This is a genomic window from Pseudomonas sp. PB103, assembly GCF_009764635.1.
In the GTDB taxonomy this organism is placed as follows: Bacteria; Pseudomonadota; Gammaproteobacteria; order Pseudomonadales; family Pseudomonadaceae; genus Aquipseudomonas.
This window is the reverse complement of sequence record NZ_RWIL01000040.1, coordinates 31,098-53,807: the sequence shown is the minus strand read 5'-3', so window position 1 is coordinate 53,807 and position 22,710 is coordinate 31,098. Positions and strand designations below refer to the sequence as shown.

Sequence of the window (22,710 nt, the reverse complement as noted above, 5' to 3'; positions counted from 1 at the left end):
GTTACAGCTTTAAGGAATACAGTGATTTCAGCGGACACGCGCCCTGACAAACCCCAGCATGGACGCCCCGAGCCGACCTAGGTATGATGTCGCCCGCTGCACCAGTAGCTCAGCTGGATAGAGTACTGCCCTCCGAAGGCAGGGGTCGTGGGTTCGAATCCCGCCTGGTGCACCATTGATTTAAACGAGAAAGCCCCGGACTGTGATGGTCCGGGGCTTTTTTGTGGGCGATTGCATTTCAAGTTTACTGAGGCTCACGACCTACAGCTTCAAACAATCGGGCAAGATCTCGCGCACTGTGCAAAACCCGCTCTATCTGAACGTCTCCCTCCACGATCGAGTAAAAAATCAAATAACGAGCGTGAGTGATCATTTTCAGACCCTTGGCGCAATCCTCTCGCGAAATGCCTTGATTAGGCTGAGTGATCAAGTAATCACCACCGTACGCGTAACTCGCCAACGAAAGAACGTGCATGCCGGGGATTATCACGAGCGATAAAGCGGGCAATCTGCTGCAAATCCTCCCGTGAAAGCGCGGAAAAAAACAACTGCCTCATAAATGATTTTGCTCAGCTTCAACATCATCTATAAGCGCATCAAGCTCATCGAATACAGTGTCAGCGGCTATGGCCGGACGGGGATCATTGCGGCTTGCCGCAATCGCCTCGCGTAACTCGGCAGCTCGAAGGCGATCCAGCAACTCCTGATAAGTCGCATGCGCCAACAAATAGGCAGCGGGACGATTATGATTGAGAACGGCAATAGGTTCTGAGCCCGCCTGCTCAATCACCGTACTCGGGCTCCGTTTCAGTTCGGTAATACTTACCGAACGACTAGCAAGCAACTGCTCCATGGCGGCTCCAAAAGGTACATAAAAAAGTACTTTATAGTGCCCTTTTTAGAGAAGGGGGGGTCAATGCTTATGAATCTGCGTAAAGAAATCAGGACAGCGAGTGTGTTTACAAATTAAAGCCAGAGTCTGCCAGAGCGGTGCTACTCCGTCGTCCAGTCAAACTCATCATATTCATCGTCATCTTCTTCCCCCTCAACCTCCTCAAAAACCTCGTCTTCCTCAACGACATCTTCTTCCGGCTGGTTCAGCAGAAATTCCTTACGTGCTTCAGTAATCGCGCGGCGCATCTCTTCGCCCTTTTCCGGGCAGTTGAGGAGTTGGGCGATGCGGTCAATTTTCGATGCCACGTTGTCCTCCAGCGTATTGGCAATGGCCCGATAGTGCGCGTTTTTGCGGGGCAATGCCAAATGGCTGAGGGTTCAGGGGGTCATTTTTTCTGCAACTGTTCGAGTCGCGCGTCGAGGTCGGCGTTCGGGTAACGTTTGTGCAGGTTGTTGAACAGGCTGTCGGCCGCTTGCGACTGGCCGGATTCGCGCAGGCGCAGGACTTCGCGCAATTGTGCGTCGAGGCCATTGGCCGGTGCGGCGGCGCGCTTGCTCAGTTTGGCTTCATCGGCGCTGATCGCCTGGCTTTGCATCGGCGCGGCCATTTCCGCCATGGGTGCAGGAGCGGACATGGCGCCAGCCGGTGCGCTCATGGCTTCGGGCGCTTGTTTGCGCGCCAGTGGCGCCGGAGCTGGGGGAGCGTAGTCGAATTGCGGCTGCGGTTCGGGCGTGCGTTGCACCAGCGACAACATCAGCGCGACGCCGACCAGGCTGGCGAACGCGACTTGCCAGCGCGGCTGGCGGCAGGCGTCGAGCCAGCGTTGCCACAGGCCCGGCTTTGGCGTTGGAGTTTCGCCGCGTGCGGCATTGAGAATGTACGCATCGAGGTGCGCTGGCGGTTCAGCGTTGTGCTGTTCGCGCACATGTTTGATCAGCGGATCTTCGGGTGTCTGGCGGGCGTCAGTCATGTCAGTACCTCCTCGGCCAGCAGCCGACGCAGTTTTTGCTGGGCGTAGCGCAAGCGGCTTTTGACGGTTTCCAGCGGTGTGTCGGTGAGGCTGGCGATTTGTGCCAGGTCGAGGTCGCCGTGGGCGCGCAGCAGAAACACTTCGCGCTGGTCGGCCGGCAGGGTTTGCAGGGCGCTGTCCAGGCGCTGGCTGTCGCGGCTGAGGCTGAGCAATTGTGCAGGATCGTTGGTGTCGTCGCTGACCGCGTGGGCCTGCTCGTCGTAACTGTCGTGCAGCGGTTGTTGGGCGCCATGCTTGCGCCAGTGATCGATCAGACGATTGCGGGCAATCTGGAACAGCCACGTACGAAAAGTCGCCCTCCCTTGTGGCTGACTGCTGCTGCGAATCAGGCTCAACCAAGTCTCCTGAAATACTTCGTCAGCGAGTTCGGCTTTGCCGCTCAAGCCGAGCAGAAACCGGTACAAACCCTGACGATGACGGGCGTACAAAATCTCGAACGCCGCGCCGTCGCCCTCGCGATAACGCGCCAGCAGCGCTTCATCGCTGCTGGCGGTTGGGCTGTCTGCCGAGGCAAACAACTGGCTGATGAAACCCTTCAGACGACTCACTATTCAATCCGTCGCTCAGTGGGCAACGCATTCGCGACGGTCGAGGCGCGCAAGCTCTGCGCCAGTTCCACCAGTTGCACGAACTCGTTACGCAAGCCAAAGCGATCATCGCCCCGCGCGCCACGGGCCAGTGTTTCGGTGTCCTTCAGGCTGAAGTCGCCGGTGTAGCGGCCATCCTTGAGTTGCTGGGAAAACGCTGCGACCGCCGCGGCAAAACGCAGGTCTTCACTGGCGGTTACGACTTGATCAGAAATCGGCCGCTCGATCAGCAGACTTTTCCCACCGTCAGGCTGTTGATAACGCACACGCATCATCGCCAATTCTCCGTTTTTGCCGGAAACAACCGGGGCAGATTTACCGTAGCGCAGCGGCTCCAGCCACCCTTTTTCGCCCGCAGGGACAATTTCGTACAGCGCGGTCACCGTGTGCCCTGCGCCGATCTCGCCGGCATCGACTTTGTCATTGCTGAAATCCTCACGCTTCAAGGCACGATTTTCGTAGCCGAGCAGGCGATATTCACTGACCTGCGCAGGGTTGAACTCCACCTGCAACTTGACGTTTTTCGCCACCACGGCGAGGGTCGAGCCGAGTTGATCGACCAACACCTTGCGCGCCTCACGCAGGTTGTCGATGTAGGCGTAATTGCCATCGCCGGCATCGGCCAGTTGTTCCATCAAGTGTTCATTGTAGTTATCCACACCAAAACCCAGGGTGGTCAGGGAGATCCCGGTTTTGCGTTTATCCACAGCCATTTGCTTGAGGCTGTCGAAGTCGCTGACCCCGACGTTGAAATCACCGTCGGTGGCCAGCAGGATGCGGTTGATGCCCTTGGGGATAAAGGCTTGCTGGGCCATTTGATAAGCCAACTCGATGCCGGAGGCCCCAGCGGTCGAGCCGCCGGCGGTCAATTGCTCGATGGCTGTACGAATTTTGGCTTTCTCGCGTCCGGAAGTTGGCTCCAGTACCACCCTCGACTCACCGGCATACACCACCAGCGACACGCGATCCTGGTCGCGCAATTGATCGACCAGTAACTTCAGCGTGCTTTTGACCATCGGCAGTCCTTCGCGGCGATCCATCGAGCCGGAGACGTCGACCAGAAACACCAGGTTGGCCGGGGCCAGTTGCGCCACGGCCTGGTCGGAGGCTTTGATGCCGATGCGCAGCAGACGCGTGTGCGGGTTCCACGGTGACGCGGCCAGCTCAGTGGTCACGCCGAAGGGCGAGCCATCGCTGGGCAATGCGTAATCGTAGGGAAAGTAATTGACCATCTCCTCCAGGCGCACCGCGCCTTCCGGCGGCAGCCGCCCTTGATTGAGCAGGCGGCGCACGTTGGCGTAGGCACCGGTGTCGACGTCGGCACTGAAGGTTGAAACCGGCGTTTCGGCAACGCTGTGGATCGGGTTGTCAGCGAGTGTTTGATACTGCTCGCGCGACTCGTCGCGATAGCCCTGTGGATAACTGTCGGCGGCGGGCATCGCCGCGAAACTGGCGATCGGTGCCGGACGCGCCGAGCGCTTGGCCATCGAGCCTGCGGCCATGACCGCTTCGTGTTGAACCTGAGCTTCTTCAGGTTGCGCCGGTGCTGGCACGGCGGCCGACTCCGGATGCGAGGAAACGCCACAGCCACCGAGGGCCAGCAAAACACCGACCGCAAGGGGGCGCAGGAAAGGCAGAGGAAGGGACATGGGGGCTGACCTCGGGATGAAATTGAGCATTCATCCACTGAGACGGCCAGCCCTTGCGGTTCGGGTTAACTCTGCTGAAAAAATTTTCGCGGATTTTTCAGAACAGATTGAACGGCACATTCGCCACCAGCCGGAACTCGTCGTAGCTGCCGTCAATCTGCCCGCCACTGGCCCGATGGTTGTAGACAATGCTGCGCAACACGGTGTTTTTCAGGCTGCCGGACTGCACGACGTAGGCGACCATCAAGCCGTTTTCATTGTGTTTGGCGCCATCCAGCCCGCGCACGTTGTAGCCGGTGTTGTGGCCGTCGCGGTCGCCGCTGTAATGCGTGCCGTCGATGCCCCAGCCCTTGGCGTGCCAGAGGCTGGCGGTCAGGCCCGGCACGCCATAGCTGGCCAGGTCGAGGTCGTAGCGCAACTGCCAGGATTTTTCGTTGGGGCCGTTGTAGTCCGAGTACAGCGAGTTGGCCATGTAGTTGCCCGTGGACTCCCACACATAGTCAAAGTATTCGTCGCCGAACACTTGTTGCCACGCTGCGGTCAGGCCATGGGCACCGTGGGCGGCCGTCACCGCCAGGCTGTAGGCGTCGTTGTCGATGAAACCCAGGCGCTGTTCACCCTGATCGCGGGTGCGGTAATAGTTGAAACTGGTTTTCAGCGCCAGGTCTGCGCGATTGCCGACCAGATGCGTCGCGCCCAGATAATATTGTTGCCACATGTCTTCGAAGCGCGAGCCATAGGCGCTGAGTGTCAGCCCGGCCGGGGCTGTCGCCGTGCCGCCGGCGTAGCTGATGCGCGAGCCACTGTAGGCGCGATTACCGAACGTCGTGGTCAGCCGTTCGCTACCGCTGCCGGTGCGCGGGATGGCGCGTTCGAAGCTGCCCGCTTGCAGCGCCAGCCAGTCGAGTTCGTTGCTGTTGACCGCAACGCCTTGAAAGGTCGACGGCAAGGCGCGGTTGTCCTTGTAGCGCAGGATCGGGTTTTCCGTGAGCATCCGGCCGGCCTTGAGTTCGGTGCTCGAAACGCGCAGCTTCAGATCCCCCACGCCCAGGCGGCTCCAGGTCGGCACGGCGTCGCCATCACTGTCGACCAGCACACGATCGCCACCGTTGGCCACTGCACCATGGCCGCGCTCCAGCGTGACCGCGCTGAACAATGCCGCATCAATCCCTACGCCCAGCCAACCCTGGGTGTAGCCGGAGCTGTAATTGAGCATGCCGGTCTGCACCCAGGTGATGCGCTCGCGGGTCGGCTCGGCGACGCCGTTTTTCTTGATCACCAGGTGCGTGCTGCGCTGGGTGTGCTGATTGGAATAGTAGTGGCGCAAGTTGAGGTTCAGGTGGCTGCCGTCCAGCAGCCCCGTGGCCTGATCCTGCGCAGTGACCGCTTCGGCGGCCCAGCCGGGCGGAGCAACCGCCAGCATCGCGACCATCGCGCGAAGTGCATGTGATTTCATCGGAACGCCTGCAAAAAGAAGGTGCACCGCCGCAAGCGCCAGAGGCTTGCGCGGTGTACCACAACCATCGGGATTCAGCGGGGTGGCGCGGACGGCCAGTGTTTGATCGGACCGCGCCAGTTTTCATAGGCCTTGGCGCACTTCAGCAACCACTGATCGGAGAAGCGTGGGGCAATCATCTGCAGGCCGATCGGCATGCCCTCAGACGTGAAACCACAGTTGATCGACAGGGCCGGTTGCTCGCCCATGTTCCACGGCACCGTGAACACGATGTGTTCGAAAGGCTGGCGCGGATCGTTGCCCGGCGAAGGCCATTCGGCCGGGAAACTGCTGACCTGATTGGTCGGTGACAACACCAGATCGAGATCCTCGAACACCGCCGCGCAGCGTCGGCGAATCTCGAACGTCTGGTTGAAACCTTCGACCGCTTGCACCGCGCTCATCTTCGCCGCCGGCGCCGCCCAATCCTCGATGTATGGCAAGACTTTGGCGCGTTGCTCCGTGCTCAGGGCTTGCAGTTGCGACAACTGCCGGGCCCGCCAGAAATCATCGAGGCCGTCGAGCAAACGGCGATCCATCACCGGTCCGATCAACTCCACGTGCGCACCATTGGCCTCGAACAGCCGTGCAGCCTGCCGCACCGCCTCACACACTTCGTTGTCGGGCTGGAAGCCGCAACCGGGGTCGAGCATCAAGCCGATTTTCAAGCCCTGCATCGACGGTGCTTGCAGATTCCACTCCAGCGCCTGCGGGGCGAGGCTGGTCGCATCGCGAGCGTCCGGTTGCGCCAGATACCCCATCATCAAGGCGCAGTCATCCACCGTGCGGGTCATCGGCCCGGCACAGCGGCCGGTGTAATACGGGTCTATCGGAATTCGCCCCAGCGTTGGCTTGAACCCTACCAGGCCACACCAGCCCGCCGGCAGCCGTACCGATCCGCCGATGTCGGTACCGACATGCAGCGGGCCATAACCGGCTGCCGCCGCTGCTGCCGCACCGGAACTCGAACCGCCCGGGTTGCAGCGGATGTCCCAGGGGTTGCGTGTGATGCCATGAAAGCTCGACAGTCCCGACGACAGCATGCCGAAGTCCGGCACCGTGGTTTTGCCGAGGATGATTGCCCCGCTCTCGCGCATGCGGGCGGCCGGCGGCGCGTCTGCGGTTGCCGCAATCAGGCTGCTGGCGCGCGAGCCTTGAGGAATGCAGTCGCCTTGGGTGGCGATCAGTTCCTTGAGTGTCACCGGCACACCATCGAGCCAGCCGCGCGGCGCGCCTTTGCTCCAGCGCTCGCTCGACGCCCGCGCCTGCTCGCGCACACGCTGCGGATTGAACGCATACAGCGCACCGATGCTCGGCTCCCACCGTTCGATGTGGGCCAGCAGGTGATCGTAATACTCCAGCGGAGACAACTCGCGACTGGCGAACAGGGCCAGCAGTTGGGTCGCCGGTAATTCGTGTAATTCCATCATCCAGTAGCCATCCGTGCCAAGTCCAAGGTGCGCACTCTGCATCGTTTGCCTCAACGCTCCGCGACCATTGCCGACGCGGTCTGGGCAGGCTCACGCCCGCCAAACCAGGTCGCACAGCCGACACCCACCGCGCCCATCACCACGCAGTACGCCACGCACACCCAAGGGCTCCATGGCATCAACGCGATCAGCAGCAACGGCGTGGTACTCGCCCACAGGGCATAGGCAATGTTGTAGGTAAAGGAAATGCCCGACACGCGGATGTGCGCCGGAAACAGGCTGACCATCACTGACGGTATTGCGCCGACCACACCACAGCTCAAGCCCGCCAACGCGTACGCCAGCCCCAGCCAGTTGCCGCCGCTGATCAGGCAGCCATAAAGCACGGCAATGCCCATCGGCAGCAGCACGCTGTACAGCTTGACCGTGCGCCAGGCGCCGATGCGGTCAACAATCAGGCCGGCAATCACGCAGCCGATGTTGAGAAAGACGATGCCCAGGCTGCTCAGGCCAAAGGTATGGCTGGGGGTCATGCCAAAACTCTTTTGCATGACGGTCGGGGTGATCACCACCAACACCACCACGGCCGAGGTCAGTACACAGGTCAAAATGAACGCCGGCAGCAACATCCCGCGGTGTTCACGCAGCACGGTGCGCAACGGCAGTTCGGCATCGGCATCACGGCGTGCCTGCAAGGCCATGAACACTGGCGTTTCGCTCAACCAGCGACGCAACCACACGCCGATCACACCGAACAATCCGCCGAGCAGGAACGGCAGGCGCCAGGCGTAATCGAGAATTTCCGCCGGGGTAAACAGTTGCGCCAGCAGGGTCGCGGTCAGCGCCCCCAGCAAATAGCCGAAGGTCAGACCGGCCTGGAGAAAACCCAAGGCGTAACCGCGATGCCCGGCAGGTGCATGCTCGGCGACGAACACCCAGGCACTCGGCACTTCGCCCCCCACCGCAGCGCCTTGCAGCACGCGCAAGAGCAGCAGCAACAGCGGGGCGAAATAACCGATGTGTTCGTAGGTCGGCATGATGCCGATCAGCAGGCACGGCAACGCCATCATCAGAATGCTCAGGCTGAACACGCGCTTGCGACCCAACTGATCGGCGAAGTGCGCCATCAGGATCCCGCCCAGCGGCCGCGCCAGATAACCGGTGACAAAAATGCCGAAGCTTTGCAGCAGCCTCAGCCATTCCGGCATCTCTGGCGGAAAGAACAGCTGGCTTAAGGTCAGGGCAAAAAACACGAAGATGATGAAGTCGTAGATTTCCAGCGCGCCACCGAGCGCAGCGAGGCCCAGGGTCTTGTAGTCAGACCTGGAAAACTGGTGGGGCCGCGAGCCATTTAGGGCAGTCATGGGCGAACTCTGAATAGACGAATTGGAGAGCGGCGGCGGCTGGCGAAGTCTGTAGGAAATCTGCCCACTGGTGCGCCACCCGATCAATTTCAGCAGCGCGATATCGTCCATGCAAAAGCGTCGTCGGACAACCAAACCCGAGCTCTGTGCTGCTTTTTAGTCGAAATCTGTACATTGAGTTTTCGTTCGATTAAACAATAATCAGGGCCTCCCTAACTCCCTGAATATCTGGCCAATCATGGAAGAAATTACCCGTAACTTCGTCGATTTTGCTAATCCAGACATAGAATCCATTGCCATCATCCGGGGCCGCGTCCTACAAGCTTTGCAGCAATATTTGCTGGAGCGCGACTTCAAACAGTTGATGCCGATCCTGATGTCGCCGATCACCGATCCGCTGAACCACGCGGTGTATCCGGCCGAGATCCAGTACGAAGAACGACGCCTGAAACTGACGGCGAGCATGATCTTCCACAAGCAGCTGGCATTGACCGCCAAGGGTCACGAAAAGATCTTTATCGTGGCGCCGAACATTCGCCTGGAAAAAGCCGAGATCAAGGATTCCGAAAACCACTTGCTGGAGTTTTCGCAGTTCGATTTCGAGATCCGCGACGGCGACATGCACCAGGTCATGGCCCTGATCGAAGGCCTGATCAAGCACGTGTTCAGCGAAGTCAGCCAACACTGCGCCGCCGAACTGGCGCAGCTCGGCCGGCAACTGCCGCACTTCGCCACAGCCTTCCCGATCTACAGCTCCGACGCGTTGCGCGCCGAGCATGGTGACGACTTCGAGAAGATCATGTCGGCGCAAGCGCACACGCCGTTCTTCGTCACCAACTACCGCCGCGAATTCTACGATCGCGAAACCCCGGGCAAGCGCGGCACCTACAACAACTATGACCTGATCTATCCCGATGGCTACGGCGAAGCCCTGTCGGGCGCCGAGCGCGAATTCGAATACGAACAGATCGTCTACCGCATGAACGAACTGTCGATGGACCTTGAGCCGTTCGCCAACTACCTGGAAGTCGCCCGTCGCGGCTTGCTGCACCCAAGCGCCGGTGGCGGCCTGGGCATCGAGCGTCTGCTCAAGTTCATCTGCGGCAAACGCCGCATCCGCGACGTCGCGCTGTTCGACCGCACCGTCGGTACCAGCTTCCTGTTCTGACCCGCACTGATTGCCCACGCCTGCTCCCGCTCCGGCGGCGGCAGGCTGTGCCATGGAGAAACACAATGTCTGCACCACTGCGCATTCACTGGTGCTCACCGCTGGACAGCGGTCAGCAAAAGGCCTCGGAAAAATACAACACCGGCGCTCTCGATTTTGCCGGCATCGTCGACTTTGCCCAGGAAGCCGATGAGTTGGGCATCGACTCGCTGTTGATGGGCATCAGTTATCACATGCCCGATCCGCTGCCGATGATTGGCGCGCTGGTGCGTGAAACCGAGCGGGTCAAATTCATCCTCGCCTACCGTCCCGGCCTGGTGCCGCCGACGTTGTTCACGCAGATCGTCAACACGGTTTCGTGGATGTCCGACAAGCGCATTTCGCTCAACCTGGTGGCCGGCATTTCGCCGGACGAGCAAGCTTATTACGGCGACTTCGTGGCCCACGACGGACGCTATGAACGCACCGGCGAATTCCTCGACATCCTGCATCGGTTCTGGAACGGCGAATCGCCGCTGACCTATCACGGCGCGCACTACCGCATCGAAAAAGCCCAGTTGGGCCTGCCGTTCAAAGACGCTGAGCGCCCGCGTATTTACCTCAGCGGCGCTTCGGACATCGCCCAACAGATTGCCATTAAACACAGCGATTGCTGGCTGCGTTACGGCGATACGCCTGAAGGTATTGCCGAGGCCAGCCGCACTGTTCTGGAATCGGGCTGCTCGGTCGGCATCCGCATGCACGTACTGGCTCGCGAAACCCGCGAAGAAGCGCTGGCGGCTGTCGAAAGCATGATGGAAAACCCCGACGAACAGCATCGTGAATGGGTCCGTGAATTTGTCGGACGCTGCGATTCCGAAGCAGTGAAAACCTCGTTCCGCCTGGCAGAAAAAGCGCAGCACGACTGGTTGTCGCCGATGCTCTGGTCGGGGGCGGTGGCGTATCGCGGCGGCCCTGCGCTGTGCGTGGTCGGCAGTTATCAGGAAGTCGCCGAGTACTTGTTCGAATACAAAAAGGTCGGCGTCAGCGAGTTCATTTTCTCCGGCTGGCCAACCCGCGACGAAATGCGCCGTTTCTGCAAGTACGTGCTGCCTTACCTGCGCGAACTGGAAACGATCTGGGATCGCGATCATGCCTGAGGCCCGCGCCGATGCCCGCCATAGCGCCATCCGCTGGTTCGGCGCCGGCCTGTTGTGCGCTTTGCTGGCGGAACAGACCGTGCTGTTTGCCGTGCCGCTGATGATTTATCAACTGACCGGCAACGTGCGCTATTCCGGCGTCGCGTTTGCCCTTGAATGGCTGCCGGCACTGATTGCCTATCCGTTTGCCGGGTTATTGGCCGACCGTTTTGGCGGCCGTCTGCTGTTTCGCACGGCCAACACGGCGCGCGCGCTGAGCCTGGGCGTCACGCTGTGGATCTGCTGGTATCAGCCGCAGTGGATGATCTGGGCGTTGATCGGCAACGGCATCGTGCTTTCGGTGTTGATGGCGCCGGTGCGCATGGCGGTTGAAAAAAGCGTGCCACTGATCGCCGGTCCCGAGCGTCTCGCGCACTGTCAGTCGCTGGTGCAGAACATGGAATTGCTCGCGATGGCGCTCGGTCCGGCACTCGCCGCTGGCCTGGCGATGTACACCGACAAGCGCTGGCTGCTAGGCCTGGCGGCGGTGGCACTGTTTGCCGCGGCGCTGTTCTGGCGCGGACTGCCCACGGCGCGCACGGCGGCCAGCGGCCCGAGCAGCGTGTTCAAGGATCTGGCCCTGGGCTGGCGCCTGCTGCTCGGCAATCCACCGGTGCTGACCCTGGCCGGACTGAATTTCACCATTAACCTGGCCTTCGCCGCGGTGCTGAGCGCCAACGCGTTTGTCATCAGTGGGGTGTTCAGTGCCGCCGACGGTGTCTTTGGCCTGATGAACGCCGGGGCCGGCGCGCTCGGGCTGCTGAACTTCATTCTGGTGCCGCGTCTGCTGGCGCGCATGTCGATTTATCGACTCGGCGCGCTGGGTTTTGCCTTGCTGTGTCTGGGCCTGATCTGCATGGGCGTGGCCAACGGCGTGTTGCTGTATGCCCTGAGCTTTCTGCTGGCAATGGCTGGTTGTGCGTTGTTCAACGTGTTCAACCGTACGCAGCGCATCAAAGCGATCGACCGCGCCCACCTGGGCAAAGTCATGGGACCGTTTTACCTGGTCAACCTGCTGTCCTACCCGCTGGGCGGCCTGTTGACCGCCAGTGTCGGCCACGTCTACGGCGCGCAGGTGCTGATTCTGGTACTGGCGCTGGTGCTGACCATTCCCGGCACTTTGCTGTTCATCCTGACCACCCGGCGCTTTCAACTGGCCCTGGGTGGTCCGTCGCTCGCCATGGAGGCGTCTCAATGAAAGCCCTGCCGCACTGCGTGCTTGCCACGGTCGAGTCCGACTCGCACATGTGGAACCTGGTGTATTTGCAACTGTGGCTCGCCGAGCATGGTTTGAACGTGAAAAACCTTGGCAGCTGCACCCCGATCGACGCCGTACTCAATGCGCTCGAACAGCGCCGCACTCAACTGCTGGTGGTCAGCAGCGTCAATGGCCACGGCTACTCGCAAGGCCTGGAGCTGATTCGCCAGGTACGCCAGAAGCACCCGCACCTGCCCTGCGTGATCGGCGGCAAGTTGACCACCTCCGAGGATGAAACCCTGGCGGTTCGCCAACCGTTGATCGAGGCCGGCTACCAACAGGTGTTTGTCGGCCCCGACGCGATCGAATCCTTCAGCGGTTACCTGGCCACGCTGCATGCGCCAGCCGACGCCGAACCTGCACCCGCCGTTAGCGTGCCGTCCTGGGGCTGATCCCCACCACGGCTGACTTCGCTCAATCAAGGATATCCACGATGCACATCGTTATCGTCAACCGCTGGCCGCGCTTTCGTGATGAGCGCCGCTGGGACAACGAACTGACTCGCTACGAAGACTTCTTCGATCATCAACAACACCGCATCAGCTACGTGGTCGATGCCCCCGGCGCCGAAGGCGTGCTTGCCCCGGCGCAGCACATCGCCCATCAGGTGCAGGTCAGCGACGTCAATCAATACGAGCAGCTGCTGGGTGCGGTTCAGCAAGTCATCGAGCGGGTGGGCCCGGTCGATCAGTTGATCGCACTGTCGGAGTTCACCCTGGAAATCGCCGCGCGGGTGCGCCAGACCCTGAACATTCCAGGTGACGGGCCGGACGAAGTGGCGGTGTACCGCGACAAGGCCCGCATGAAGGAAATTCTTCAGGCCCAGGGCCTGCCGGTGCCGGCATTTGCGCGCTGCCAATCGGCGGAACAGGCCCTGCACTTTGCCCGCGAGATCGGTTTTCCGCTGATCGTCAAACCGGTCGACGGTGCCGCCAGCATGGGCGTGGAAAAGGTCGAAAACGAAGCGGCGCTGCGCAACCTGCTCGACACCCTCGACCTCTCGCGTTACGAGATCGAAGCGTTCATGCACGGCCAGACCTACCACATCGACGGCTTCGCCGATGTCGACGGCAGCGTGCCGTTTCAAGTGGTCTCGCGCTACATCAACAGTTGCCTGGATTTTGCCAAGGCGCAGCCGCTGGGTTCGGTGATTGTCCAGGCGTCGCCCCTGCGCACGCGGATCGAGGCGTTCAGCCAACAGATCCTGCGGGCGCTGAATTTGCGCTGCACCGCGTTTCACCTGGAGATTTTCGTCGAGCCGGACGACTCGCTGGTGTTCCTCGAAATCGGTGCACGGGTCGGCGGCAGTGAAGTCCCGCACCTGATCAACAAGGTCTTCGGGGTCAATCTGTACGAGCACTGGCTACGCCGCCTCGCTGGCGAGCAAGTGCCATTGCCGGCGAACGACGAAGATCCGAGTGGCGGCTGGCTGGTCATCCCCAAACCGGCACAGTTGCCCTGCCGCGTCGTGCAGGCGCAATCGCTGCGCGACACCCTGCCCAATCTATGGCGCGAGTTGCTCCCCGAACCCGGGCAGATCCTCGAAGCCGGCGGCAGCTACGACGCGCTGCACAGCGGCCGCTTCATTTTTGTCGGTGGCAGTGAAGACGCAACTGAACGCGACATCCACCACACCACCCAGACGTTCCAATTCCAGGCAGAACCGCTATGAACGCCAATACCTCCCAAGCCTGGAACGACGAGCCGTTGCTGGGTCAGCTCAATCATTACCTGCGCGCCGATGAACGCCGCGCCGTCGCAACCATTGGCGAACGCCTGATCGATGCGGCGGGTGGTCTCGAAGGGCTGACCGATTACAAACTGATGGTCGCCTACGGCGGCGGCAAGGACAGCTCCTACACCGTGGCCATGCTGCGTGCCACGCAGTTGCACCTGTCGGTGCTGCATGGCCGCACGTTCCAGTTGCGCATCGCCAACATGCGCCACGCCGGTGTGCCGGATGCGGTGATGGCAAACATCGATCGGGTCTACCGCGCCTTGCACCTGTTCAATGATCCGCGCGTGGAAATGCTGGTGGTCGATCATCAGCAGATCCGGCCGTTCGAGCGCCACCTGCCATTCCCGGACGATGTGCAGGCGATGAACCGTTTCGACGTGTTGATGAACGGCCATCGCACCGCCGGTGACGGGCGACCGACCTTCTGCAACAGCTGCAACCTGGCCGTGGCCGATTTCTATGGGCGGGCGGCATGGTGGCAGGGCGGCGTCGATGCCGTCGTCACCGGCGACTCGCGCAAGGAACAGAAGCACTATTTCACCTGGATCATGCGCCTGGCGCAGCGTTTGGGCCTGAATGTCGATGAATGCCGCCGCCAGGGTTTTCGCGGCCTGCTGCAAGCGCTGGACGGCGTGGCGCAAAGCTATTTTGTCGAGCTGTTCGGTGAAGGTTTCGATCAACAGCGTGAGGAACGACGCGTCGCGTGCGGTGATGAGCATGCTGATCCTGAGTTCGTCAGCATCTACGATCTGGTCAGCTACAAGGTTGAGGATCACTGGGAACTGATCACCGAGTTTCTCGATTTCCGCTTCGAAGAACTGGCGTTCAGTTTCACCGAATCGGACTGTGCCAACCCGATGTTGATGGCGCACTTTCGCGGCCTCAAGGCCGAGTACGTACAGGGCCGCCCTTACAACCAGGGCATTGCCGAATACCTCGAACTGGCGCAGGCATTGATGCGCAAGAAAGAGATGCCCCAGCGCCTGATCGATCTGGCCATGGCCGCGTATGCCGACGAACAGGGCATGCAGGCTCGCCGCGATCTCGCCGCACGCTTCGCCGTGCAGGCGTTCGGCCTCGATGAGGCGCAACTGGTGTGCATGCAGTTTGCCCCGTTCGTTGACCGTGGCCGTGAGCTTTCAAGCTTTCTCGGGCTGTGCCACGCACAGCACCTGGGCAACCTCGATGCCCTGCACCGGATCCTCGCCGGCGAACACAACGAGCCGGCCCTCAGCCAGTGGCTGACCGAGGTCAGTGGCTTGCCGTTGCCGGCCTTGCGCAGCCTGTACGCGCATCAACGGATCGATTTCGACAGCGACGCGACGCTGATTGCCCGGGTTCGTGCCGGCGATCCGCACAAGGGCCGAATCAGTCGCTACGACCCGGCCACCGGCGAAACCGTGGTCGAACTGGTCTCGGGACGCTGACGCATGACAGCGTTCAGCGGTGGCCATTTTCAACAATTCATCGAGCGTGCCCGCGCCCGCGACGAGCTGGTGGTGCAGCCGCGCATGGGCTTTGGCGCACTGGGCCAGATGCGCGCCGGGCTGGCCAGTGTCGCCGCCCTGCCCTGCGCGGCCATCGGCACCATCACCCTCGACAGCTACACGCGGGTCGGCGATTACCAGAGCGCGCTGCAGTGCCTCAACAGCTCGGCGCCAATGAACGGTTTCCCGATCATCAGCCACCCGATCGAAGCGGTGCGCAGCATGCTCGCCGGGCTGTATGGCGCAGACTTTCCGATCCAGATCCGCCACGGCACCGCCAAACCGCAGAATGTGTTCCAGCGCCTGGCCGCTTTGGGCCTCGACGCTACCGAAGGCGGCCCGGTGTCGTATTGCATGCCGTACAGCCGCTTGCCGCTGGCCGAGGCGGTCAGCGCCTGGGCCGAAAGTTGTCAGCTGCTGGCGGGCGCGACCGAGCATGCGCATATCGAGAGTTTTGGTGGCTGCCTGTTGGGGCAGTTGTGCCCGCCCTCTTTACTGATAGCGATGACACTGCTCGAAGCGCTGTTTTTCCGCCAGCACGGGGTTCGCGGGGTTTCGCTCAGTTATGCCCAGGGCACCTCGATGGAGCAGGATTTCGGCGCCTTGCAGGCCCTGCGCGAATTGGCCGCCGAGTATCTGGACGGCGATCACTGGCATGTCGTGGTGTATTCCTACATGGGCGTGTTTCCGACGACCAACCATGGCGCGCGGCGCTTGATTTGCGACAGCGCGCGCCTGACCCGCGCCGCCGGTTGCGAGCGGCTGATCGTCAAGACTGTCGCCGAGTCGCGGCAGATTCCGTCCGTCGAGGACAACCTCGACGCCCTGCGCATGGCCGCCGACGTGGCCGCCGGCGACCTGCCGACGATCGACGCGAGCAGCGCCGGTTACTACCAGGAAACCCTCTTCGAAGCGCGGCAACTGGTAGACACCGTGCGCAATCTGCACGCCGACATCGGCCTGGCATTGATCCAGGCGTTCGCGCGCGGCTTGCTCGACATCCCTTACTGCCTGCACCCGGACAACCCCGGCCGCGCCACCACCCGCATCGACGACAAGGGCGCGCTGCGCTGGGGCAATACCGGCAGCCTGCCGTTGCCCCGCAGCAGCGGCTGGTCGCTGAATGGCCCCGGCGTCAGCTCCAGCGAACTGTTTCAGATGTTGCATTACACGGTGAATCGTTATGACCAACCCTTGCATTGATTTAAGCCTGGCGCCGTTGATTCTGGTCGACGCCTATTCCACCGGCGCGCTGTTGGCGCGCTCACTCGCCGGGCAACGCCGCTTGCTGCATGTACGCTCGCGCGCGCACATGCCCGATGCCTTTGCGGCGAGCTGCCCGAAAGAGCTGTTTGCCGAGGACTACAGCGTCGCCGACGCAGGCCTCGATGCACTGGTCGCGACACTCGCCGCGCAACAACCGGCGGCGGTGCTGACCGGCAGTGAATTCGGCGTGGAACTGGCCGATTTGCTGGCCGCGCGGCTGGGCCTGCCCGGCAACGATCCGGCCACCTCCGCCGCGCGTCGTGACAAATCGCTGATGGCCGAGCACGTGGCGCAGGCCGGCCTGCCCGTGGCGGCGCAACTGCGCACCCGATCGATGGCTGAGGCACTGGCCTGGTTCAAGGCACGCGGCGGCACCCGCGTGGTCGCCAAGCCGCTGGACAGCGCCGGTTCCGACAACGTGTTCATCTGCGACGATGCGCGGCAATTGCAGGCGGCCGTCGAGTCGATCCTCGGTGCGACCAACCTGATGATGCTCAACAACGAAGCCCTGCTGTTGCAGGAATACCTGAGCGGCGATGAATACGTGATCAACAGCGTGAGCCATCAGGGCGAGCACTGGATCACCGACGTCTGGAAATGCTCGAAAACCTTCGCCGCCGATGGCCGCAAAATCTACGACCGCGAAGACCTGGTGCCGGCCGAAGCTGCGCAGCTGCCAGCATTGATCGAGTACGTGCAAGGCGTGCTCGATGCCTTGGGCATCGTGCACGGCCCTGCGCACACCGAACTGATTCTGACCGCCGACGGCCCGCGCCTGCTGGAAAGCGGCGCGCGGCTCTCCGGCCTGGCTTGCCCGCCCGCGCTGCAAGCCGCCACTGGCAACGATCAAGTGGCGCTGACGTGCCTGAGCTATCTCGACCCGTTGCGCCTGGCGCAATGGCCCAAGCGTTATCGGCTGCTGCAACACGCCAAGTGCCTGAACCTGATTGCCCATCGCCCGGGCCTGTTCGCGCAGAGCCAGGCGCGCCAGCGCCTGGAAAGCCTGCCGAGTTTTCATAACGTCAGGTTTCGTTTCGCCGAGGGGGCAAGGATGGCCCCCACCATTGACCTGAACAGCTCCCCGGGCGCGGTGTTTTTGCTGCACCCGTTGCTCGAACGCATCGACGCCGATTACGCCGCGTGGCGTGGATGGGAAAGGGACTGGTTGTAACCACAGACACCCCTGACAACGGGGTTTAACAAGGAAGAGAGCCATGAGCCTGCATACCCGAACCAAACGACTGAGCGTTCCTCAACTGGTCGCGATGAAGGGGCAACAGAAAATTGTCTCCCTGACTGCATACACAAGCCATATCGCCAAGTTGATGGACCCCATCGTCGACTTCATCCTGGTGGGGGATTCCACCGCCATGGTCGGTTATGGCCGCACGTCGACCCTCGACATGAGCCTGGAGGAAATCATCGCGCACACCCGCGCCGTCGTCAGCAGCACACGGCTGGCCTGTGTGATCGCCGACATGCCGTTTGGCAGCTATCAGGAATCGCCCCAGCAGGCCTATCGCAATTGTGCGCAGGTGATGGCGCGCACTGGCTGCGACGCCATCAAGCTGGAGGGTGGCGCGGTGCTCGCCGACACGGTGGAGTTCCTGGTCAAACGGGGCATCCCGGTAATGGCGCATATCGGCCTGATGCCGCAGTACGTCAACGCCATGGGCGGCTTCAAGGCCCAAGGCATGAACGAGGCTGCCGCGCTGGCGATTGAAGCCGATGCACGCGCGCACCTTGAAGCCGGTGCTTTCAGCCTGCTGCTTGAAGGGGTGGCCGAAGGGGTCGCACGCCGGGTCACCGACTTCTCGCCAATGCCGACCATTGGCATTGGCGCTTCACCGGCGTGCGACGGCCAAGTGCTGGTGACAGAGGACATGCTCGGGCTCGGTGGCGATCATGTGCCACGCTTCGTCAAACAGTACGCCGATGTCGGCGCGCTGATCACGCAGGCGTGCGAAGCGTTTGCTGCGGAAGTTCGCGACGGTACCTTCCCCGAGCCCAAGCACTGCTACGGCATCAATTGAACGTCAGGGCCTCAGCTTTCATCCTGAATGGCCTGAGTGAGCATCTTCAACGCCTGGGTAATGTCCTTGCTCCAGTCGATGGTGTAGCTCAGGCGCAGGTGATGCTGCCAGGCCCCTTGCTGGCTGAATATTTCGCCGGGAGCGATAACGATGCGTTTGGCCAACAGACGCTCGAACACCCGGCGCATGTTCACCGGCCGCGTCGCCTCGACCCAGAACGCCGCACCGCCCAGCGGCGCGACGATGCGCAACTGGCCTTCGGTGTGCTCGTGCAGCATGCCTTGCATGCGCTGCATGCGCCCGATCAACAGGCTGCGCAACATCTGCGTGTGCTGATCGATGCGTCGCGTGGTGAACAAGCGGGCAATCGCCTTCTGCCGAATCGGCGACAGGCGAAAGGCTCGCTCGAGAAAAAGACGATGCAGCTCGGGCCCCTGAAACCGGCTCAACACATAGCCATAAGGGGCTTCCGAGCCGATGATCTTGTCGAACGTCGAAAACACCACGAGGCGCTCGGGGTCGGCAAAATCACGATAACGGGTAGCGCCCGGCTCGAAACAGAACTCGCCGTAGCTGTCATTTTCAAACAGCCAGATACGCCGCTCGGCCAACCAGCGGCAGATCAGTTTTTTATCTTCGCCAGGCATCAGGCTGCCGTGGGGAATACTCACCGTCGACGACAACACGGCCAGGCTGATGGGCTCGCGCTGCAACAACAGTTGCAGCTGCGGCAAGTCGAAGCGGCCATCGTCACCCAACGGCACTTCGATCACGCGGATCTTCGCCGCATGCAACTGGCGCAAAATCGCCCAGGAACACGGCGACTCCACCAGCGCCACGGTGCCCGTCAATTGCAGGGCTTCGAGGGACAATTCCAGCACGCTGCGCAAATCGGAGCCGATATACACGTGTTCGGCACGCCAGTAGCAGCGCGTCGAACGGGTGTAGCGATCAGCCAGAACACTGCGCAGCTCGGTTTCGCCAAACGGTTGATAAAGCGGCGCATGGCTGCGTGGATATTGGCGCGTCAGCTCGCGCTCGGTCATCAGCAATGGATTTTCCAGCGACAACAACATGGCCGGGGCATCACTGCTCAGCGCCAGCATGCCGGGTTGCCGGGCACTGGCGAAAACGCTGTCGAGCAGGTTCGGCGAACCCTCGCTGACCAGTGCCGAAGGCATTGCCCGGGTGTAGTAACCGAGCTTCGGTCGGGCGTAGATCCGCCCCTGGTCTTCCAGGAGTGAATAGGCGTATTTGGTGGTGGACACCGACACGTTCAAACGCTGCGCCAGTTGACGCAGTGACGGCAGTTTCTGCTCTCCCTCGGGACTCGCGGCTTCGATCAGTTCGACGAGATAGCGGTAAACAGCCTGGTAGGCAAATGTCGAATCTTTACTTGGGTTCATGCTCAATCGCTTTAAATCCTGGTGCGTTAGGTACTGCGCTCGCCCCTCGAGGTCAAGACCACGGGGCAAACACTTGCACTCGGCCATCCATGCCAACGCTCGGACATCGTACAGATGCCAGTCGGTCTAAAAGCGTTTTCAGCAGTGGGCGTTTTCGATAGTCACACATGTGCCCGAAGATGATCGGCACGGCATTCTCCCCGGACCCGCATCGAGTGCCAGACACATGGCATCTTCGACAGTCCCGGTGACCATTTCCAGCGTTCAGGGTTAACCCGTTTGCAAAGGGTAGCGTACACCCGCATCGGCGCGAGGCGAGGAACAGACCGTCAGCACGAGCCTGCGAATGGGCCTGCAGCGCGAAGGGGGGGCGCTGGGATAGTGCTCGCTTTCAGCGGCCGACGCCAACCGTTAGCGCGCGCCCCGAACGGAGCGCGCACTTTTTTCAGCGTTTCATCAGCGGTGATAACGCCGCACGGCACTGCTGTTGCGCAGGACATGGCCTTTGATTTTTTCCATCAACTCGGCGCGGGTCAGGCCGGCGGGCAAGGCGTCCGGGGCCAGGTCCAGGGCGTAGATCTGAATGATGTAGTGGTGCGCACTGTCGCCTACCGGCGGGCAAGGCCCCATGTAATGCGTGTTGCCTTTGCTGTTGGTACCGCCGACGCCTTCCAACGCCGACTTGGCGCCGACACCTGCCGCAATCTGCCGGGTGGTGGCCTTGATGCCGTAGTGAATCCAGTGATCGACGCCCAGGCCTTTCTGCCCGTCCGGATCATGCATGACGATCGCGTAGCTCTGGGTCGCTGCAGGGCCGGCGTTCCAGCTCAGCGCCGGCGACTGGTTCTTGCCGCCGCAACCGGCGGCATCACTGGCAGCCGCTGAGGTGAACAAGCGGTTATCGGACACGCCAGGGATGCTCAGGGTGAAACGCTCCTGGGCCTGCGCCGGAAACTGCACGCAAAGGGTGACAGCGAGCGCCGCCAGCCATGGGTTGAGAGAGGTCAATCGGGTCATTCCGGGAGCACCTTGTGCAGTTGGGCCATCGTCGGCCTGCAAACTATAGCTGTACCGTTCGTGCCGTGGCAGTGGCAAATGGCTGAACCTCACACGGTGGCGCAAACTCGTAAGAGAAATGCCTGCGAGGAAGCCGAACATGTCCCTGCATCGAGTCGCCCGTGTCGCCGATGTTCCTGAAGACCGTGGTCTGCAAGTCGAAATCGCCGATTGCAAGATCGTCCTGCTGCGCACCGCCGGCCAATTGCGGGCGTTTCAAGGCGAATGCCCGCATGCCGGCGCGCCACTGGCGGAGGGCGCGTTGTGCCGTGGACGGCTGATCTGTCCATGGCATAAAGCGGCTTTTCGTGCGGAGGACGGCGCGCTGTGCGAACCGCCGGCCCTCGACAGCCTCAAGCGCTACCCGCTGGAGCTGCGCGGCGAGGAGGTCTGGGTCGACGACCAACCGCTGCCGGATCCGCACACACCGCCGGCGGACGACCCACGGACGTTCGTGATTGTCGGCGCCGGAGCGGCGGGCACGGCGTGCGCGGCAGCCCTGCGGGAGAAAGGGTTTGGTGGGCGCATCCTGATGATCGACCGCGAGCCTGCTGCCGGTTACGACCGCACGGTGCTGAGCAAATTTGTCCTCGCCGGAGAAATGTCGCCGCAGGAAACCCCAGCGCTGCGAGATGAAACTTTCTATAGAGAGCAACGTATCGAGCGCCAGCACGGTGAAGTCGTCTCACTCGACGCCACAGCAAAAACCCTGCATCTCGATGATGGCCAGACGTTGAGTTATGACGCCGCCGTGCTGGCCACGGGTGGCGAGCCCAATCCCTTGAAGCTGCCCGGCGCCGACCTGCCACAAGTGTTTTTACTGCGCTCAAAAGCCCAGGCCGAGCAGATCATGAAAGCGGCCAGCCCCGATCAGCGCGCGGTCATTATCGGCGACAGCTTCATCGCCCTCGAATGCGCCTCGGCGTTGCGCCAGCATGGTCTCGACGTCACGGTACTGGCGCGCCACGATATTCCTTTCGCGGCGCAATTCGGCGAGGCGGTGGGTAAAGCAATCCGCGCACTGCACGAAGGAAAAGGCGTGAAATTCATCACCGATCACCAAGCGACAGAGATCATCGGCGACGGCAAAGTAGAGGCCGTGCTGCTGGACAATGGCCTGCGGTTGTCGGCGGATCTGGTGTTGGCGGGGGTCGGCGTACACCCGGCCACGCAGGCGTTTGCGTCGCTGCCGAGAGAAGAAGATCAATCATTGCGCGTCGATGACGGCATGCGTGTAAGCGAAGGACTGTGGGCTATCGGCGACATCGCCACCTTCCCGTTGAACGGCCTGCCGCAACGCATCGAACACTGGCGCCTGGCCCAGCAGCACGCGCGCATCGCCGCCGCGAACATGCTCGGCGGTGAGGAACATTATCTGGACGTGCCGTTTTTCTGGACCTGGCATTTCGGCAAGAACTACGACTACCTCGGTTATGCCGAACACTGGGATGAGGTCGAATTTCTCGGCGAGCCGGAGCACCCGCCGTTTATTGGGCTGTTCGGCAGAAAGGGTGTGCTAGTCGCAGCAGTCGCCTGCGAAAAAGAACGCGCCATGGCTTTGCTCGCCGAACGCATGAAACAACCATTGCCGATGGCAGAAGCCCGAACACTGATCATCCACCTGTAGGAGCTGCCGCAGGCTGCGATCTTTTGACGTTAAAGATCAAAAG

21 protein-coding genes and 1 tRNA gene are annotated in these 22,710 nt (G+C 61.7%); 11 read left to right on the top strand and 11 right to left on the bottom strand.

Annotation, left to right across the window (positions count from 1 at the left end; all coding sequences use genetic code 11):
• The first annotated feature begins 98 nt into the window (after positions 1 to 98).
• Positions 99 to 175: transfer RNA gene (locus EJA70_RS07260), tRNA-Arg, on the top strand.
• 69 nt (positions 176 to 244) lie between these two features.
• On the opposite strand, the gene EJA70_RS31060 is transcribed toward EJA70_RS07260, so the two are convergent.
• From EJA70_RS31060 to EJA70_RS07215, 9 genes are all read right to left on the bottom strand, one after another.
• On the bottom strand, positions 245 to 373 hold the full coding sequence (locus EJA70_RS31060) for a hypothetical protein (RefSeq protein ID WP_256677635.1): 129 nt from the start codon (positions 371 to 373) through the stop codon (positions 245 to 247).
• Positions 374 to 553: 180 nt separating this feature from the next.
• A complete protein-coding gene (locus EJA70_RS07250; protein WP_158830305.1) occupies positions 554 to 853 on the bottom strand; it encodes a type II toxin-antitoxin system Phd/YefM family antitoxin in 300 nt (99 codons plus the stop codon).
• 140 nt (positions 854 to 993) lie between these two features.
• The gene (locus EJA70_RS07245; RefSeq protein ID WP_177323302.1) at positions 994 to 1,260 is read right to left on the bottom strand and encodes a hypothetical protein; all 267 of its coding nucleotides are present in this window, start codon (positions 1,258 to 1,260) and stop codon (positions 994 to 996) included.
• Between the two features lie 20 nt (positions 1,261 to 1,280).
• Entirely contained in the window at positions 1,281 to 1,865 is a 585-nt protein-coding gene (locus tag EJA70_RS07240) for a hypothetical protein (RefSeq protein ID WP_158830304.1), read from the bottom strand.
• The gene (locus tag EJA70_RS07235) at positions 1,862 to 2,443 is read right to left on the bottom strand and encodes an RNA polymerase sigma factor (protein WP_178116839.1); all 582 of its coding nucleotides are present in this window, start codon (positions 2,441 to 2,443) and stop codon (positions 1,862 to 1,864) included. The genes EJA70_RS07240 and EJA70_RS07235 overlap by 4 nt, the downstream gene beginning before the upstream one ends.
• Before the next feature lie 29 nt (positions 2,444 to 2,472).
• Positions 2,473 to 4,161, bottom strand: a complete 1,689-nt coding sequence (locus EJA70_RS07230; RefSeq protein ID WP_158830302.1) for a VWA domain-containing protein — start codon at positions 4,159 to 4,161, stop codon at positions 2,473 to 2,475.
• Between the two features lie 97 nt (positions 4,162 to 4,258).
• Complete coding sequence (locus EJA70_RS07225; RefSeq protein WP_371924529.1) at positions 4,259 to 5,593, bottom strand: OprD family outer membrane porin; 1,335 nt, start codon at positions 5,591 to 5,593, stop codon at positions 4,259 to 4,261.
• Between the two features lie 98 nt (positions 5,594 to 5,691).
• Positions 5,692 to 7,086, bottom strand: coding sequence for an amidase (locus tag EJA70_RS07220; protein ID WP_158830300.1), 1,395 nt, complete (start codon positions 7,084 to 7,086; stop codon positions 5,692 to 5,694).
• A 50-nt stretch (positions 7,087 to 7,136) separates the two neighbouring features.
• Positions 7,137 to 8,450: an MFS transporter gene (locus EJA70_RS07215; RefSeq protein ID WP_158830299.1), complete on the bottom strand. Its 1,314-nt coding sequence runs from the start codon at positions 8,448 to 8,450 to the stop codon at positions 7,137 to 7,139.
• Between the two features lie 238 nt (positions 8,451 to 8,688).
• Here EJA70_RS07215 and EJA70_RS07210 point away from each other — a divergent pair, with 238 nt between their 5' ends.
• From EJA70_RS07210 to panB, 9 genes are all read left to right on the top strand, one after another.
• Positions 8,689 to 9,618, top strand: a complete 930-nt coding sequence (locus EJA70_RS07210; protein ID WP_158830298.1) for an asparagine synthetase A — start codon at positions 8,689 to 8,691, stop codon at positions 9,616 to 9,618.
• A 65-nt stretch (positions 9,619 to 9,683) separates the two neighbouring features.
• On the top strand, positions 9,684 to 10,757 hold the full coding sequence (locus EJA70_RS07205) for an LLM class flavin-dependent oxidoreductase (protein ID WP_158830297.1): 1,074 nt from the start codon (positions 9,684 to 9,686) through the stop codon (positions 10,755 to 10,757).
• Complete coding sequence (locus tag EJA70_RS07200) at positions 10,750 to 11,994, top strand: MFS transporter (RefSeq protein ID WP_158830296.1); 1,245 nt, start codon at positions 10,750 to 10,752, stop codon at positions 11,992 to 11,994. Before EJA70_RS07205 ends, EJA70_RS07200 begins: the two co-directional genes overlap by 8 nt.
• On the top strand, positions 11,991 to 12,446 hold the full coding sequence (locus EJA70_RS07195) for a cobalamin B12-binding domain-containing protein (protein ID WP_158830295.1): 456 nt from the start codon (positions 11,991 to 11,993) through the stop codon (positions 12,444 to 12,446). The genes EJA70_RS07200 and EJA70_RS07195 overlap by 4 nt, the downstream gene beginning before the upstream one ends.
• A 41-nt stretch (positions 12,447 to 12,487) precedes the next feature.
• Complete coding sequence (locus EJA70_RS07190) at positions 12,488 to 13,726, top strand: acetyl-CoA carboxylase biotin carboxylase subunit family protein (RefSeq protein ID WP_158830294.1); 1,239 nt, start codon at positions 12,488 to 12,490, stop codon at positions 13,724 to 13,726.
• On the top strand, positions 13,723 to 15,219 hold the full coding sequence (locus tag EJA70_RS07185; protein WP_158830293.1) for a hypothetical protein: 1,497 nt from the start codon (positions 13,723 to 13,725) through the stop codon (positions 15,217 to 15,219). The genes EJA70_RS07190 and EJA70_RS07185 overlap by 4 nt, the downstream gene beginning before the upstream one ends.
• Before the next feature lie 3 nt (positions 15,220 to 15,222).
• Positions 15,223 to 16,482 (top strand): methylaspartate mutase, encoded by a 1,260-nt coding sequence (locus EJA70_RS07180; protein ID WP_158830292.1) that lies wholly within the window; start codon positions 15,223 to 15,225, stop codon positions 16,480 to 16,482.
• Entirely contained in the window at positions 16,463 to 17,716 is a 1,254-nt protein-coding gene (locus EJA70_RS07175; RefSeq protein ID WP_158830291.1) for an ATP-grasp domain-containing protein, read from the top strand. The genes EJA70_RS07180 and EJA70_RS07175 overlap by 20 nt, the downstream gene beginning before the upstream one ends.
• A 43-nt stretch (positions 17,717 to 17,759) precedes the next feature.
• The gene (gene panB / locus EJA70_RS07170; RefSeq protein ID WP_158830290.1) at positions 17,760 to 18,578 is read left to right on the top strand and encodes a 3-methyl-2-oxobutanoate hydroxymethyltransferase; all 819 of its coding nucleotides are present in this window, start codon (positions 17,760 to 17,762) and stop codon (positions 18,576 to 18,578) included.
• An 11-nt stretch (positions 18,579 to 18,589) separates the two neighbouring features.
• Here the strand turns inward: panB and EJA70_RS07165 are convergent, their stop codons facing one another.
• Positions 18,590 to 19,984 (bottom strand): PLP-dependent aminotransferase family protein, encoded by a 1,395-nt coding sequence (locus EJA70_RS07165; RefSeq protein WP_045123082.1) that lies wholly within the window; start codon positions 19,982 to 19,984, stop codon positions 18,590 to 18,592.
• Between the two features lie 456 nt (positions 19,985 to 20,440).
• Entirely contained in the window at positions 20,441 to 21,001 is a 561-nt protein-coding gene (locus tag EJA70_RS07160; protein WP_158830289.1) for a YbhB/YbcL family Raf kinase inhibitor-like protein, read from the bottom strand.
• 139 nt (positions 21,002 to 21,140) lie between these two features.
• On the opposite strand from EJA70_RS07160, the gene EJA70_RS07155 reads away from it, so the two are divergent.
• Positions 21,141 to 22,667, top strand: a complete 1,527-nt coding sequence (locus EJA70_RS07155) for an FAD-dependent oxidoreductase (RefSeq protein ID WP_158830288.1) — start codon at positions 21,141 to 21,143, stop codon at positions 22,665 to 22,667.
• Positions 22,668 to 22,710: the final 43 nt, after the last annotated feature.